The sequence below is a fragment of the Tenacibaculum piscium genome, assembly GCF_021390715.1.
Taxonomy (GTDB): Bacteria; Bacteroidota; Bacteroidia; order Flavobacteriales; family Flavobacteriaceae; genus Polaribacter; species Polaribacter piscius.
In genome coordinates, this window is sequence record NZ_JAJGWT010000011.1 from 24,122 (window position 1) to 40,665 (window position 16,544).

General features: G+C 30.1%; 16 protein-coding genes. 1 reads left to right on the plus strand and 15 read right to left on the minus strand.

Features of this window, described 5'->3' with window-relative positions; genetic code table 11:
- Positions 1-267: 267 nt before the first annotated feature.
- The 10 genes from L0U77_RS10325 to thiL form a co-directional block, all read right to left on the minus strand.
- Positions 268-1,014 carry a LytR/AlgR family response regulator transcription factor gene (locus L0U77_RS10325; protein ID WP_233901141.1) on the minus strand — a complete coding sequence of 249 codons (747 nt, stop codon included), beginning with the start codon at positions 1,012-1,014 and terminating at the stop codon, positions 268-270.
- A gap of 91 nt (positions 1,015-1,105) precedes the next feature.
- Positions 1,106-2,812, minus strand: coding sequence for a tetratricopeptide repeat-containing sensor histidine kinase (locus tag L0U77_RS10330; protein WP_233901142.1), 1,707 nt, complete (start codon positions 2,810-2,812; stop codon positions 1,106-1,108).
- Between the two features lie 8 nt (positions 2,813-2,820).
- Positions 2,821-4,314, minus strand: coding sequence for a GH3 auxin-responsive promoter family protein (locus L0U77_RS10335; protein ID WP_233901143.1), 1,494 nt, complete (start codon positions 4,312-4,314; stop codon positions 2,821-2,823).
- A 25-nt stretch (positions 4,315-4,339) separates the two neighbouring features.
- Positions 4,340-5,215 (minus strand): M23 family metallopeptidase, encoded by an 876-nt coding sequence (locus L0U77_RS10340; RefSeq protein ID WP_233884644.1) that lies wholly within the window; start codon positions 5,213-5,215, stop codon positions 4,340-4,342.
- Positions 5,216-5,281: 66 nt separating this feature from the next.
- Positions 5,282-5,878: a nicotinate (nicotinamide) nucleotide adenylyltransferase gene (nadD, locus tag L0U77_RS10345; protein WP_233884647.1), complete on the minus strand. Its 597-nt coding sequence runs from the start codon at positions 5,876-5,878 to the stop codon at positions 5,282-5,284.
- A 39-nt stretch (positions 5,879-5,917) separates the two neighbouring features.
- Positions 5,918-6,508, minus strand: coding sequence for a guanylate kinase (gene gmk, locus L0U77_RS10350; RefSeq protein ID WP_233901144.1), 591 nt, complete (start codon positions 6,506-6,508; stop codon positions 5,918-5,920).
- A 1-nt stretch (position 6,509) separates the two neighbouring features.
- Positions 6,510-7,400, minus strand: a complete 891-nt coding sequence (locus tag L0U77_RS10355) for a YicC/YloC family endoribonuclease (RefSeq protein ID WP_233884653.1) — start codon at positions 7,398-7,400, stop codon at positions 6,510-6,512.
- 29 nt (positions 7,401-7,429) lie between these two features.
- Positions 7,430-8,353, minus strand: a complete 924-nt coding sequence (locus L0U77_RS10360) for a DMT family transporter (protein ID WP_101917809.1) — start codon at positions 8,351-8,353, stop codon at positions 7,430-7,432.
- A 161-nt stretch (positions 8,354-8,514) separates the two neighbouring features.
- A complete protein-coding gene (gene lysM / locus L0U77_RS10365) occupies positions 8,515-9,000 on the minus strand; it encodes a peptidoglycan-binding protein LysM (protein ID WP_101917810.1) in 486 nt (161 codons plus the stop codon).
- A 616-nt stretch (positions 9,001-9,616) separates the two neighbouring features.
- A complete protein-coding gene (gene thiL / locus L0U77_RS10370; protein WP_193706666.1) occupies positions 9,617-10,675 on the minus strand; it encodes a thiamine-phosphate kinase in 1,059 nt (352 codons plus the stop codon).
- Positions 10,676-10,785: 110 nt separating this feature from the next.
- Between thiL and L0U77_RS10375 the strand changes: the two genes are divergently transcribed.
- Positions 10,786-11,520, plus strand: coding sequence for an MbnP family protein (locus L0U77_RS10375; RefSeq protein ID WP_233884661.1), 735 nt, complete (start codon positions 10,786-10,788; stop codon positions 11,518-11,520).
- Positions 11,521-11,601: 81 nt separating this feature from the next.
- On the opposite strand, the gene L0U77_RS10380 is transcribed toward L0U77_RS10375, so the two are convergent.
- The 5 genes from L0U77_RS10380 to L0U77_RS10400 form a co-directional block, all read right to left on the minus strand.
- A complete protein-coding gene (locus L0U77_RS10380) occupies positions 11,602-12,213 on the minus strand; it encodes an outer membrane protein (RefSeq protein WP_233861097.1) in 612 nt (203 codons plus the stop codon).
- Between the two features lie 28 nt (positions 12,214-12,241).
- Entirely contained in the window at positions 12,242-13,474 is a 1,233-nt protein-coding gene (locus L0U77_RS10385) for an META domain-containing protein (protein WP_233901145.1), read from the minus strand.
- Positions 13,475-13,535: 61 nt separating this feature from the next.
- Complete coding sequence (locus L0U77_RS10390; protein WP_233897919.1) at positions 13,536-14,216, minus strand: hypothetical protein; 681 nt, start codon at positions 14,214-14,216, stop codon at positions 13,536-13,538.
- 52 nt (positions 14,217-14,268) lie between these two features.
- The gene (locus tag L0U77_RS10395; RefSeq protein ID WP_233897920.1) at positions 14,269-15,147 is read right to left on the minus strand and encodes a hypothetical protein; all 879 of its coding nucleotides are present in this window, start codon (positions 15,145-15,147) and stop codon (positions 14,269-14,271) included.
- A 34-nt stretch (positions 15,148-15,181) separates the two neighbouring features.
- Complete coding sequence (locus L0U77_RS10400) at positions 15,182-16,477, minus strand: OmpA family protein (RefSeq protein WP_233901146.1); 1,296 nt, start codon at positions 16,475-16,477, stop codon at positions 15,182-15,184.
- Positions 16,478-16,544: the final 67 nt, after the last annotated feature.

Consider the following 16,544-nt stretch of genomic DNA (forward strand, 5'->3'; position numbering starts at 1 on the left):
AAGCACTAAGGGATTCTAAAATAAATCACTTTCAATTACTCTTTACATTTGTAGTAAGTTAAAAATAAAAGAAGGGTTTTTTAACTACAAAAAAAGTGGTAATTAACATGTATGTATTCAAATTCAGGAGGGAGGGAATTAAGATACTATGTTTTTTACTGCTTTTTTACGCTTTAAAGTACCTGAGCTACACTCAAAGCTAAGTCCTAGTGTCTTTTTTATTAACACATACCAGTTCCTCGAATTAAAATTGATAATTTGTTTTTTTTATCTAAAAATTTTATTTTTTTTCAAAAATTGCTTCTTAAAACGATCACTAAATAATACTTTATGATTATTATTTAAAATCAATAAATTATCTTCAAAATAAAGTGCTTGTATTTTTTTAAGATTTACTAAATAATTTCGGTGAGTTTGAACAAAATAAGTATCGCCAAGTAATTCTTTCACTTTTGTTAACGATAATCGAATCATATACTCCTGATCTTGATCACAAACAAATCGGCAGTATTTTTCTTTAACTTCTACATAAAAAATTGATTTTATATCAACCTTTACAATACCTTGGTTTTTTTTAACAAATAAAAAGGAAGGTGTAATAATCGCTTTTTCATCACTTAAACTGCTGTTATTTCCCTGTTCATAAAATTTTTCTAAAGCCAATTCTAAAGAATACAGTAATTCCAATTTATTAAATGGTTTTAATAAATAAGTGTATGGTTTTGTAAGTTTTGCATCGTTAAATACTACCCTACTTTGCATACTTGTTAAAAATAAAAAAGGCGTTTCAATCTGTTCTTTATTTAAGCGATGTGCTAACGAAATACCATCTGGCTGTCCGTTAATCATAATATCTAAAATAATGATATCAAAAAAGCGGTTTTTTAGTTCTTTTTCAGCGTCTTTAGTATTTTTCACATGAATAACTTCATAATCATGTGCCTCTAATAAGTTTATTATTTCTGTCGCTTCTTCCTCTAAATCTTCTAATAGAAGCAGTCGTAAATTATTCATCTTTTATAGCTTTTTAACTAACGAAGATACTTATTTTATAAGTTAAATCATCTTAAAAAAACACTAAACAAACTAATTTCTAGACTAATAACTAAGCTAAAGGCAGTAAAATAACAGCCGTTGTATAAACTCCTTCTTCACTTTCAAAAAACAAAGTTCCTTTATTTTTTTTAATCAATGTTTGACACAATAATAAGCCCAATCCAACGCCTTTTGAATGGTCTATTTTAGCTATGGATACATCTTTTAACCCATTAATTTCTTTGAGTTTTTCTGGTGACATTCCAATTCCAGTATCTTTAATTTCAATCGATGCTTGGTTTTTGGAATATATTTTCATTTTAATCGAAATACTTCCTGAATCTTTCATGTATTTCATCGAATTATCGATTAAGTTTCGCAGTACAATTTTTAAAGATTCTTTATCTATTAAAACAAATACCCCTGTTTCTAAATCACTTGAAATAGAAATATCTTTAACACTTCCTAAATTTTCATAATCAAACAAAAGATGTTCTATTATTGGGCGGAGGGCATTTTTTTCGGGAGTAAAACTTAACATATTACTTTGATCTAACGACCAATACAGTACATTATCTAATAAACGACTCGTACTTTGCGTAACTGAAATAGCCAGCTGAGTTGCTTGTTTAATTGCAGGTAAATCATTATTTTCAATATGTTTTTCTAGTTTTTTATGCTGTCTTTTTATCGTATTTATAGGCGATCGTAAATCATGTGAAACTACCGAAAACAAATAATCTTTTGTTTTATTAGCCACACTTAAAGCTTCCTTTTGTGCTATAATTAGTTTATTCTTACTTCGTAATTTTTTATAGACAACCCCTAAAATCGCTAAAAGAAATAACAATAAACTTCCGCCAAAAATCAATCCTTTTTGAACTATTTTTTGACCTTTTATTTCTTCATTTTTAATTCTAATTTCTTGCTGTTTATAAGCAATGGCAATTTTTTTATCTCTTTCGGTAATTTCCCAAATTTTCTCTTTATTCCAAATAGAATCTTTCCAGCGATTACTTTCTTTGTAATACTTAACACTTTTTTTATAGCGTTTTCTATTTTCTTCTACCACGGCCATACTAAAAGCAGTACTTTCCTTTAATACGATATCAGTATGCAATTGTGATAAATTATAACTTTCTTTAAATAAGGGAATCGCTTGTTTATCTAAATATTGATCGTAATACATATATGCCATTCCCATTTTTAATTTAATCAAAGAAGTGGTATCGTTTTTTTGAATTAAAGAAAGCTGTTTATCATAATAAAAAGTAGCTTTTTTAAAGTCTTTTTTATAAAAATAACATGCTGCTAAATTATGATAGATCATTGACCTTTGCTCAACATCTTTCATAATATCTTTAGATGATACGCATTTCTCTAAGCTTAAAATTGATTGATCGTATTTCTGCTGATTTAAGTAAATATAACCGAGTCTTAAATTTTTTAAAGAAGCAAAACGCCCTGTATCTGATATTTTATCAAGGCTAAACAGTGCCTTTTTAAATAGTGATTTTTCTGTTGGACTAATACTTTGCAAATAATATATAATATCTTTTTGATTGGTAGTTGTAACGTCTAATAAAGCTTTATTTGAATAAATATAGCAAGAATCGTATTGTTTTAATTTATAAAATTCAAGAACTTTACAAAAAGATTTTATTTGAACTTTTCTACAAATAGAATCTGTTTTATTTCTCAAATCGTCTAATGCTTTTTGAGAAAAAGAATTTATTACGTACATCAATAAAATAAAAAACACGTATTTATTATTCATAGTAAAAACTACACTAAAAAGTTTTTTAAGACTTCGGCAATTTTACGATTGTCTGATAATTGTGGGATTTTATTTTGTCCGCCAAACTTTCCAATTGATTTCATATATTCATGAAAACCACCTTTTTTCACTTTTCTGATGATAAGCGGTTGTAATATTTTCCCTGTAATTAAATCAAAATAATATACATTTTGATGTTGCATAGAAGCGTCCATTTTCTGTGCTAATTCGGTTAAATTTTCGGGTTCATTTTCAAATTCGATAAACCATTCATGATACGGCAATCCGCTTTCAGGATTTACCTGTGGAGCAACGGTAAATTCACTTATCGTGGTTTTTGTACCGATAATTGCATCATTTAAAGCCTTTTCAACTTCTTTTCCGATTACGTGTTCGCCAAAGGCGGAAATAAAATGTTTAATACGTCCTGTAACTTTTATTCGGTAGGGTTTCAGTGATATAAACTCGATAGTATCGCCGATATTATAGCCCCAAAGTCCTGCGGAAGTGTTTAAAATAATGACATAATTTACGTTTAATTCGACATCTTTTAAACAAATTCGTGTAGGATTTTGCTCATAAAATTCAGATGCTGGAATAAATTCATAAAAAATTCCTGAATTTAATTGCAGTAACATTCCTTTTTCGGTTTGCGAATCTTGATACGCGATAAATCCTTCGGAAGCGGGATATAATTCAATATAATCAATTTTTTTTCCGATTAACGTTTCGAATTTATTTTTATACGGTTCAAAATTCACGCCTCCATATACGAAGAAATTAAAATTCGGAAATATTTCTGCGATTGGTTTTCCTGTTTTGGCGATTAATTTTTCAAAATACATTTGCACCCAAGACGGAATTCCACTAATGACTGACATATCTTGATCAATGGTTTCTTCTACTATTTTATCAACTTTTGTATCCCAATCTTCGATACAATTGGTTTGCCAACTTGGCAACCTATTTTTCAATAAATAATTCGGTACATAATGGGCTGCAATCCCGCTTAATCGTCCTAATTTGACACCGTTTAAATCTTCTAAAACAGGGCTTCCTTGTAAAAAAATCATTTTTCCATTTACAAAACTAGCATCATTTGTTTCGGCAATATAAAAAAGTAAGGCATTTCGTGCCGATTTTATATGTGTTGGCATTGATTCTTTGGTAATCGGAATATATTTTGCTCCAGAAGTTGTGCCTGAAGTTTTGGCAAAATACAGTGGTTTTCCTTTCCACAAAATATTTTCTTCTCCTGCGACCATCCTATCGACATAGCTACGTAATCCTTCATAATCGGTAATTGGAACACGTTTTTTAAAATCTTCATAATTATTGATTGACACAAAATCATGATCATTACCAAAAGCTGTTTTACATCCTTCTGACACCAAATATTCGAATACTTTTTGTTGTGTTTTATGCGGATTATTTGCCCATTTATACACTTGTTTTCGTACTTGTTTAGCAAAAGGAATGGCTAATAATGCTTTGATGCTCATGATACAATATTTTAGCTGATTTTTATTATTGAAAATCTATATAATCGGTTGGATTTACGGGAAATCCATTATTCCATAATTCAAAATGCAGGTGTGGTCCTGTTGATAATTCACCTGTATCACCAACACTAGCAATGGCTTCGCCTGATTTGACAATATCGCCTTGTTGTTTTAATAGTGTTCCATTGTGTTTATATACCGATATAAATTCATTAGCGTGTTGTATGGTTAATACATAACCTGTTTCTGCTGTCCATTCTGCTAAAATCACGGTTCCATCAGTAATTGCTTTTACGGGCGTTCCTGATTTTGCAACAATATCAATAGCATAATGTTTATCATCTCTATTAAAAATTTGAGAAACGGTACCTGTTAGGGGCGAAAAAAACACCACTTTAGCTCTTCCTTCTGCTCCTTCGGATAATGGAAATCGGTCTTTCATTTCCACTTTTTCTCTAAATAGGGAATCTTCTTTGGTAGCTTGTAATTGTTGTTGATAAACGCCTATATTTTTAATTTCTGTTTGTATAGAATCTATTTTATCGGGACCTATTTCACCTGTTAAAACGGGTTTCAAAGCTTTTGTAAATTGTTCAATAACAGCCAATCGGGTTTTTAGGGAATCGGTTTGATATACCAATCGGGTAGCTTTCTTTTTTAATGAGGTTGAGGAATATCCAGGAATATATTCTCTAAGTCCAGTAAAGGCGATTAACAGGGTTGTTAATCCAATTAATACGATTGAAAAAACACCACTAAAAACAAAGACATTTAAGCGTGATAATTTTAATGAAAATTTCTCTTGAAAAGTATCTTCATTTAAAATTACCAATCGATATTTATCGACTAGTTTTTGTTTAAGTTTATGTTTGAGTTTCTTTTTATTTTTATTTTGAGGCACGTTATACTTTTTTAATTTGAAGCTTTTTCAAATATACAACGAAAATTTAATGAAAATTTAGCGAAACTATTTTTTATAAAAGTTCATTTTATCGATATATTCCCAAACTTTCGTTGCTACTAATGGTCTTATATTTTTATTATTTTTGATTCCATTTCGAATCATTGTGGAAGATATTTGTACAATTGGAGCTTCAATTCGATGAATTTTGGCGTGTTTTATAAATTGATTGGCTACAATTCCTTCGGATATTCGAGGATACACATATAATTGATAATCGTCTAAAATAGCTTGATAATTTTTCCATTTATGGAAGTTTTTCAAATTATCTTCTCCCATAATTAGGTTAAAATTATAGTTCGGATATTGTTCCGAAATATGCGTTAATGTATTGATGGTATAATTTGGCTGTGGCAAGGTAAACTCGATATCGGACGCTTTAATTTTATCGTAACTTTTGGTTGCTAATTGCACCATTTCGAATCGGTCGTAATTATTGAGTAAGGTATTTTTATTTTTAAACGGATTATGAGGTGTTACGACCATCCAAATTTCATCTAAATCGGAATTTTCGACCATTTGATTGGCGATAATTAAGTGTCCTATATGAATAGGATTAAAAGTTCCGAAATACAGACCGATATTTTTGCTGAAATTTCCCATAATCCGTTTTAAAATATATGTATTATTATTTTTACTATTTTATGATATAAAATCAAGAACTAATTCTTCTGCTTCTTTTAAAGCGATTGTTAAATCGTAATTTTTTATAATTTTATCAAACTGCGGTGCGGTTGCCAATTCTACGGATGCTTTAGCGATACGCATATTTATTTTGTCTTCGGTTTCGGTGCTTCTTTTTTTGAGTCGTATTTTGAGTTCATCAATACTTGGAGGCTTTACAAAAACGGCTAATGTTTGTTCAGGGAATTTACTTTTGATACGCAGTCCTCCTGCAACATCGATATCAAAAATAACGTGTTTTTTCAAAGCCCAGATGCGTTCTACTTCGGTTTTTAGAGTTCCGTAGAAGTTATCTCGATATACTTCTTCCCATTCTAAGAATTCATCTGCTTTAATTTTTTGTTTAAATTCGTGAGCAGAAATAAAGTAATAATCCTCGCCATTAATCTCTTCGCCTCTTGCTTTTCTTGAGGTTGCTGATATTGAAAATTCTAGGTTAAGTTTTTCTTGTTGTAATAAGTGTCGAACAATGGTTGTTTTTCCTGAACCTGAGGGAGCTGAAAACACTAATAATTTTCCTTTAAAGTCTTTTTTAGAATTTTCTGACATCTTACAAAACGTTTAAAATTTGTTCTTTTATTTTTTCTAATTCGTCTTTCATTTGGATGACTATTTTTTGCATTACTGCAAAATTAGCTTTTGAGCCCATTGTATTTACTTCTCGTCCAATTTCTTGCACGATAAATCCTAATTTTTTTCCGTTAGAATCGTTTGTTTCTAGTTGTTCTAGGAAATAAATCAGGTGATTTTCTAAGCGTACTTTTTCTTCGTTGATGTCTAATTTTTCTAGATAGTAGATTAATTCTTGTTCGAATCTATTTTCATCAATTTCGATTTTCAAGTCGGTTAATGCCTTTTGCAAACGTTCTTTTACGTTAACAATTCGTTGGCTATCAAGTTCTTTAATTTCTTGTAAAGCTGTTTGAATATTGGCGATTCGTAGTTGAAAATCTTTTTCTAAAGATTTGGCTTCATCGGTTCTGTATGCGATGATTTCTTTTAACGCTTCTTCAATATGGATTTCAATTTGCGTCCATTCATTTTCGTCTAATTCTTCACGTTCTGTTTTCAGGGCATCAGGCATTCTGATGGCCATTTTCAGGAATTCAATTTTTTGATTTTCATCAATAGTCGATATATTTCCGAGTGAATTTCCGAGTGATTTTTTTAGCTGTTCGATGTAATTTTCAACCACTATTTTGTTGACGGTTGTTGATGTTTGTTCGGCGGTCATTTCTACATAAATAGAAAAATCTATTTTACCTCGCACCAGATTACTCGCTAATTTTTTACGAACGGATAGTTCTTTTTCTCTGTAATAAGAAGGGATTCTGGTATTTAAGTCTAAGTTTTTACTGTTTAGCGACTTAATTTCAATGGTTACTTTTTTTGATGGCAACTGTAATACGGATTTTCCATAACCCGTCATAGACTGTATCATATCGTCAATTTAGAAAAGCAAAGATACTGTTATTTATTTTTAACCGAAACTACTTGTTTTGATACTAAAAACACACCTAAAAATATCAATAATGTTGCCATTATTTTAACGGTATCGAAACTATCGCTTCCGACCAACAAGGCGTAAATAGCTGCGATTACTGGTTGTAAATAGATAAAAACGCTTACGGTTGTTGGTTTTAATCTTACTAGGGCAAATAAATTACATAAATACGTAATACAGGTAGTGAATAGTACGACAAAACCTGCTTTTAAGTAGATTGATATTGGCATTACTTGCCATTGAATTTCGATTAATTCTAAAAATCCGAAGGGTAAAACGAATATTAAACCGAATAAATAGAGCCATTTTACAAATACAATTGGATGGTATTTTCCTATTATTTTTTTCACTTGTACTAAGTACATTCCGTAAGAAGCAGCGTTAATAAATACTAAAAAATTACCGAACATCATATTTTTGGTTGCACCATCGGAGGTACTTCCGTAAACGATTAAAATAATTGCACCGATTAGTCCTATGATAATACCGATTATTTTCTGTAAAACTAAGCGTTCTTTTAGGATAATACTCGAAAAAATCAAGACTAAAATGGGTGCTGTAACCATCATTACCGAAGCACTGATGGGCGTTGTGTAGCTTAATCCTTTAAAAAAAGTAAGCATATTTAACCCAACTCCAAAAAAGGCGGCAATACTTATTTTTTTATAATCTGATTTTTCAATTACTATTTTTCTTGCTGTTTCAGTTGATTTTTTATTGATAAAAAGCCCTAGCGTCCAAAAAACGATAGCCGCACCTCCTACTCGAATTACGATAAATCCAAATGGTTTAATATACATTGGCATCACTTCTTTTGCGATGGTAAAGGTAACGCCATAAATGAGCGTAGCTACTGATAATGCTATTAAAGCCAGTGTTCTTTGATTCATTTTAATATTTTTTGAGATACTTTTTCAGGATACTTCTAATCTGTTTAAAAAAGCTACAAAGATGCGGTTTATTCTTGAATTTTTGGACGTAAAAAAGCACTACGTTTGTAGTGCCTTTCTTCTCTAAATTACGTTAGATTTTATCTATAAATTCCTTTTAATTAATCAATTAAAGCAGGAACTCTTAATACTTGTCCAGGATAAATTTTATCAGGATGTGATAACATTGGTTTGTTTGCTTCAAAAATTACGGTATATTTCATTGGATCACCATAAAATTCTTTTGCTATTTTCCCTAAAGTATCTCCACTTCCTACGGTATGAAATTGTGCCATTATTTCTTCAACAACTTCTACTTCTGCTACAACCTCAACAGGTGCAACGGTCATATTGTCTTCAACAGAACCAATTCCATTAGTATTTCCTACTACTAAAATAACTTTTTCTTTGGTTGCTAAATCAGCTGCTTCTCCAGAAATAGTTGCTTTGTCTTCGTCTATAACGATTGCTAAATTTTCAACAGGTAATTCTAGCGTATTTACAGCATCTACTAATTTTGCAGATTTTTCAGCCGCTTCTTCTTCCGTTGTTTTTCCTACACCAAATACTTTAGCTCCAGCGTTTTTAATAAATGAAAAAATTCCCATTTTCTTTTTGTTTTTTTTAGTTAATAAATAGTTTTACTTCTGATTACTAATATACAATTTTTACGCCATTTTTATTTTTTTTATAAAAAAATATTTTATTTTTTAATTTTCCTTATAGACAAATAGCAATATTTACAAGATAAAAATCTAAAATACTAGTGTTTATCTTTTTTCAACAGATTATTTTTTTTGTTTTTTGATAGCTTGGTTTTAAGCTATTTTCTATTGATTTTTAGGGTTATTTTTACTCTAATTATTTCCTTAACTATTGCTTTTTATACTTTTTAATACTAAAAAGAAACTCAGTTCTATTTTTATTTGACGGCACAAGCAAGATGCTTGCGCTAGCATTTTTCATTGCTAGTGCGAGCGTCACGCTCGTACCGTATCTAATAATACTTTGAAGGCAAGAATGATGAAAATATATTTGAAATGAATAGATAAATCAAATGCCTAGCCCCGATTGAAGCATTTGTTTGAGCTCCTTTTTTGATTTTTCTTCAAAAAAGAGCGAGTGCGGAAAGCGGGAAATTGCTTCAAATTATTATAATCTTGAAAAAAATGGCAAAAAAAAAACCACACTTCTAAAAAGTATGGTTTATAATATATTTTGGATTTATTCTTGAGAACCTTCTTTAAAAGTATTCCATCCTTGTGCTTTTAGTTCAATTTCTTGATCGGCACGTGTTACAAGATTCATTCCTTGATTTTGTTCTACAACATGTCCAATAATTGATAAGTTTGGATTTGATTTAATTTTTTCAAAATCGGCAATTGGAACTGTAAAAAGGAGTTCGTAATCTTCGCCACCACTTAATGCAATCATCGTGCTATCCATATTAAATTCTTCGGATGTTGAAATAACTTGTGGATCTAACGGTAATTTATCTTCATAAATTTTACAACCCGTTTTACTTTGCGTACAAATGTGCATTATTTCCGAAGATAATCCATCAGAAATATCAATCATAGCAGTTGGTTTCACGTCCAATTCTTTCAATAATTCGACAATATCTTTACGTGCTTCTGGTTTTAATTGACGTTCAATTAAATACGTATAAGCGTCTAAATCTGGCTGACTTTCTGGATTTACTTGAAATACTTGTTTTTCTCTTTCTAAAACTTGTAATCCTAAATACGCGCCTCCTAAATCTCCTGAAACCACAATTAAATCCGTTGGTTTTGCGCCATTTCGATACACGATTTCTTCTTTATTCGCTGTTCCAATTGCAGTAATCGAAAGCAACATTCCTTTGGTTGATGATGTCGTATCACCGCCAATTAAATCTACTTTATACGTATCACACGCAAGTTGAATTCCTGCATATAATTCTTCCAAAGCTTCTAACGGAAAACGGTTTGAAACCGCTATGGAAACCGTAATTTGTTCGGCAACACCATTCATCGCATACACATCTGATAAATTCACCATAACGGCTTTATATCCTAAGTGTTTTAAAGGCATGTAGCTTAAATCAAAATGCACGCCTTCAATCAATAAATCGGTAGTTATTAAGCGTTCTTTTTCTGATGCGCTAATGACCGCAGCATCGTCTCCAATTCCTTTTGTTGTTGATGAATTGTACAGCTTAAAATGCTCGGTTAAATGGTTTATTAATCCAAATTCTCCTAATTCAGCTAATGAGGTTCTTTCTTGATTTTTATCTTCTAACATCTGGCAAAGATAACAACAAGTATTTAATTATCTTTGATGCTCTTTTATTGATTTTTTTATTAACTTTTTTTTGACTTTTTTTTGACTTTTAAAACCTAAATAATATCCGAATGAAATATTTTTTTTTATTTATTATAAGTGCCGTATTTTTTTCTTGTAGTACCGATGATGACGAATTAATTAAACACGCCACTATCAAACTTAATTTTACTCAAAATTGGGATGAAACACCTGTAACTTCCGAAGATTTGAGTCGCACCAAATTCACGAATAAATTAGGAACAAAACTTACAATTGATAGTTTACACTATGTAATTTCGAAAATTATTTTTACTGATGCGGGTGGCGATTCTACCATTTTTAAAACACATTATTTAGTAAATTTAGAAGATTCAAAAAGTTTAACACCCAGTTTATCAGAGAAAATATCCGAAGGAATTTATAAAGTTTCGATGACTTTTGGAACAGCTTTAAATGATATTGACACAAAAAAATCAGACAAATCAGACAAATTAAACAGCGATTATCATTTGATAAAAATGAGCGGAACTTATTTAGATAGTACTAACGTTTATTCCAAGTTTAATTATGATATGATACATGCATTTAATCCGAAAACCAACAAAACAGAAGAGAGTTCTTTTTCGGTAGAATTGGGTGTGATTTCAATTAAAAATGACGCGACTATTGAAATCAAAATGAATATTGCAGAATGGTTTAAAAATCCTAAAAACTGGAATTTGAATGAATTAAATACTGATTTAACAAAAAACTATGAAGCTCAAAAAATAATGTTTGAAAATGGTAAAAAAGGCGTTTTTAGTTTGGGAGCTATTTCGCAATAATTTTCATCAAAAAAACAGGAATTGTTTTTAAGCAACTCCTGTTTTTTTTTAATTAACTATTTTTTTAGGATAAAAACTTCATTAAAAAGCAAATAAAACTCCTGCTCCTATTTGAAAAAACCCACCTGTTGTAATCGTATATTTTGCTTCGCCTACTAAAGATATTGATTTTGAAATTTCGTAACGAGCTCCTGCCCCTATATTTACGCCAAAATCGGTTGTTGTAGAGCTTGTTTCTTTGGCATTATAATTTTTATTATAGTCTTTATTATATTCCTCATAAATATTTTGAGAATCGTCAGAAATATCATCGTAAATATCGTCATAATCGCCCTCAAAATCGAAGGTTGGAACATTTACCATTAAGGCATTAATTCCTGCCAAACCATAAAAAGTTGTTTTATCTTTTGATGAAAAAACATAATGAGCATTTACGTCAAAAGAGTACCACTTTAAGTCAAAACCGTAGGTTTTTTTTGGTAAAAAATACGTAAATGATGCCGCTGCTTCCCATTGTTCATTAATAATATAAACTCCTTTTGCTGACAATCCTAAAGAATTAATTTCTGAAGCATATCCAATTCCTGCACCTGCTAAAAAAGTTCCATCTTTTGTTTGAGCTTGTGTTTTTGTGGTTGAAAACACGGCTAAAAGTGTCGTAAAAATTGCGATAAAAAGTGTTGTTGTTTTCATAATTTTGATTGTTTTTTATTGATTTTTATTATTTTTTTATTGATTCCGTTAACGTTTCGATAGTATATGTTGTTTCATTAAAAAAGGTATCAGTAGTTTGTTTGATAATTTTAGCATACACACCAGGACTGTTATCAATCATCCAATATTTTATTTTTTCATCGCCTAAAACGCCTATTACGACGGTACAATTTTGATTATTTATAGTTTCTTTTCCGATAATTTTATAATAATCGGGCGTTTTTTCAGGAAAAAAAGAATTGTACCGATTTACCATATTTCCTTTATAATTTTCTGAAGTTTGAATGGTATCGTATTTTGTTATCAATTTATTAGCGATTGAAACGCTTTGCTCTTCTTTATTTATCGTAATATTTTTACAAATTTTTGAAAATCGAAAAGTTTCAGCTTCTTTTACATAAGTTGCATATTTATATGCTAGGTTTTTAAAATTGGCTAAATTTTCATTGAAATTCTGTTGATTTCTCCATGCTTTTGGCAGTTTTTGTGCTTCGTTTTCTTGATTATTTTGTTGCTGATTTTCTTGTTGATTTTCTTCTGACATTAAATCTTCTGATTTAAAATCGAGCCATTGAATCGGATTTTTATCAAAATTTACGTTATCAAAAAACAAGGTTTCTTGCGGTCTTATTAGGGCTAAAAAATCATCAGAAACATCTTTTACCCTACTTTTTCCTTTTAAAATCCCACGAGTTCCTTGAATACTTAACTCTTTTGTTTTTCGCAAATATTCCCATGTTCCTTTTTCTGAACTTACTGAATTTGGGCTAGCACTTACAAAAATAAAATTGTTCGGTAATTTTAATATCAGAAATAAATCATCAAAATCTTTATGATTTAATTTCCAAGTTCCCATTAATTTTGATTTTTTATTGCCTTTTGAAATTGCTTTTAAATCAATTTTCTTAAAAAAGTAACGCATTTGCTTTTTAGAGAAAATAAATTCTTTTTTAGTCAGTTTACTTATTTTGTGTATGCCATTAAATTCATCCTCTGAAAAAGAAGATTTCAACACAATTTCTTTTTTATTTGGCTTAATTTCCCATTGACCAAATTCCCTTCCACGCTCCATAATTTTCCCTTCTTTAGAGAACGTAAATTCGGTATTAACCTCATTAATAATTCCTTGATCTTCTACTTTTGTAAGCTTCCAATTTCCTGAAACTAAATCTTGTGCTTCGGCTGTTAAAGAAGCTAAAGACATCAGTAAGACAAATACTACGATTATTTTTTGTTGCATTTTTTTTGATATTTATTTTTAATAAAATTATCTCCTAAAGGATTAATTATATCAATATGATTTACAGCTCATCAATATTTTTATGCGTATAATCTGGTAATTTAAAGTAGCTTTCATTTACAGATACATCGAACTTAATATCTGTTGCTTCTTGAGTGGTTATAATACCGCCAATTGCTGAAACTATTTTAAGAGTAATTCCTTTATAAATCCATTGTTTCGAGCCTAAAGCAGTCCATATTTCACAATCATATCCTTTAAATTCTTCATTTTCAGATTGTGTTCCTCCCATTGAAATTAGCATTTTTTTACCTGCTTCAACAGCATCATAATCATTCAAACGCATAAGTTCAATTAGCGGGTCTGATTTTGTGAAAATTGTTTTAGTATCATAATCGACTGTATAAATCATTTCATTATCGATTTTATAAGTATTATGAGTGGTACTAACATCTGTAATTTTCTGATTAGAAATAGGAATTATAACGACAGTTGTTGTGGTACTTTGCTCATTTTTAAGTTCTTTTGCACCCCAATTCTCAAAATATAATTGAGACGTTCCCGAACCATTTACAGTTCCACTTGCAACTGTTCCCGATATTGTTGTTACATATTTTATTATTCCAGATTCAACATTATATCGTTTAATGTCTTTACTTTCTAAATTATCATCTTTACTACAAGATGAAAATGTTACGATTAGTGTTATTAAGATAATTGTTGCTGTAAGTAATTTTTTCATGTTATTTATTTTTAAGAATTATTTAAAAGTTTTTTTATTTTTTTTTGAAGAATTATTTGGGCATCATTTTTTGAATCATATCATAAATTTTACGTAATTCTTCATCGCTCATTTCTCTCATTTCTGGGTCATTTTTAGTTGCTTGATATTTCCATTCTTTAAAAGACATATTTTTCATTTTGGCGAGTTCTTTTTTCATATCATCGACATCGCCTTTCATTTCCTCATCAAATTCAATATTTGTTAAAAAACCTTGTTGTTTCACTATTGGAAAATCAGGAAGTTCTAAGTCTTTATCAGAAGGGTTTTTATTAAAATCCATCGTAACAACTTCGGTTGTTGTAGTAACTCCAATTAATGTAATTACCGATTTCAAAACCACGCCTTTATACATCCATTGTTTTCCTCCAGGGATTTCCCAAACATCACATAAAACACCGTTTATTTTTTCTTTTCCTATTTCTTTTCCTCCGATACTTTCAAGCATTTTTTTGCCTATTTTTTCGGCACTGGCATTTGGTTCTAGGGTTTTTATTAAATCCATAACAGGGCTTCTATTGGCGTATATTTTTTTACTTTCAAAATCTACGGTATAACTTTCTCCATTATCTAATTTATTAATGCTATGATGATTATCCGTTGTTACTTGTTTATTTCCTAGAATACTTATCGTAGTGGTTTGCGTATTTTTTGTTTCTACCAATTCCACAGCTCCCCAATTTTTAAAATAGCGTGTTTCTGTTCCGTTTCCTTGTATATTTCCACCCATAATTTTCCCTGAAATGGTTGTTTTATAGGTTATTTTTCCTTCGGATAAATTGTATCTTTTTATCGTTTTCTGCTGATTATCAGTGTTTTTTTGATTTTTCTCATTACCCTTACAGCTCATCATACTGATAATAATAAGCAGGCTTGTTAGTATTGCTTTCATTTTTTTATGTTTATTTTTATTGATTTTAAAACGATTAAAATTTCACAAATTCGACTCTTCTATTGTTTGCTTTTCCTTCGGATGTATTGTTGTTATCTAGTGGTTTTGATTCTCCGAAACCTTTACTTTTTAATCTGCTTGCAGAAATCCCCAAGCTGATTAATTTATTTTTAACGGTTTTGGCTCTTCCTTCCGATAATTTTTGATTATTTTCAGAATCGCCATCAGTATCGGTATGTCCTTCGATGCTAAATTTCAAATCGGGTTGTTTTCTCATCAATTGAAAAATTTTATTGATAGGTCCCATACTTTCACGTTTAAGAGTAACTTTATTCACATCGAATTTAATTCCGTTTACAATTATTTTTCCTTTGGATAAAACTCTGTCATAATATTTTACGCCACCTTTTGCGATACGAATATTTTTGATATACATTCCTTTCGAACCTGCCGTCATTGTTAATCCTGTCGGATTTCCTTTTAAATGTGGAATATTTATTAATCGTTCATCTTCTAAATAAACTTTAAATTTCCCTTTTGTGTAAGCTATTGATACGTGTCTCCAACCCGCAATTTTATCACGATTTGAACGGTCTTTTTCTGATAAAGCTCCCTCGCTATCCTTCATTCTTACTTGATTCACATAAATTGTTAGTTGTGAAATCCCATTTCTCGATTGATTTTTTTTATCATAAAATGTTACATAATAGCGTTCGTTATATATATTCGGATTAAAAAAGGCATCAAATTCGATAGTAAAAATTTCGGGTAAATAATCTTTTTCAGCATCTTTTAAATACGGAACAATTCCTTTGCTGTGCATATTTCCGATATCTGTAATAAAGGTGATTACAGGTTTTCCATCAACTTCGGCTATTTCTGCTCCTCCTTTATATAAATCCCAACGGCTAGGAAATTCGCCATTTTCTTCGGATATACTTGGATTGTCTTCAAAAATTACGGTATCACCAGACACGAAATCGAATTTATTCCAGATTACCGTTCTTTTTTTGGGTTTTTCGGTTACTTCTTCCGATGGTTTTACTGATACTTTTTTATCATTTTCAGTCGTTTTGTTTTTTTGATTTTCTGGCTGATTTTCGGGTTTCTTTTTGCCATCAATCTTATCTTCTACTTTATCGAATTCTTTATCAATTTTTTTATTGACTCTTCTTTCTGAACGTTTTTCAGCTTCTCTTTCAATTTTGTTTTCTGCTTTTTTCAATAATTTCTTAAAGAATTGAGCATTCGATTTTTGAGGAAAAAAGAGCATAAAACCGAAAAAAAGCATCACTTTAAAAATACTTTTTGATGTAATTAATGTTTTCATAGTCGCATAATTTTGAGTTTGTTTTACTACAAAACTAGCGACAACCTTACTTTTTTAGTTCATTTTT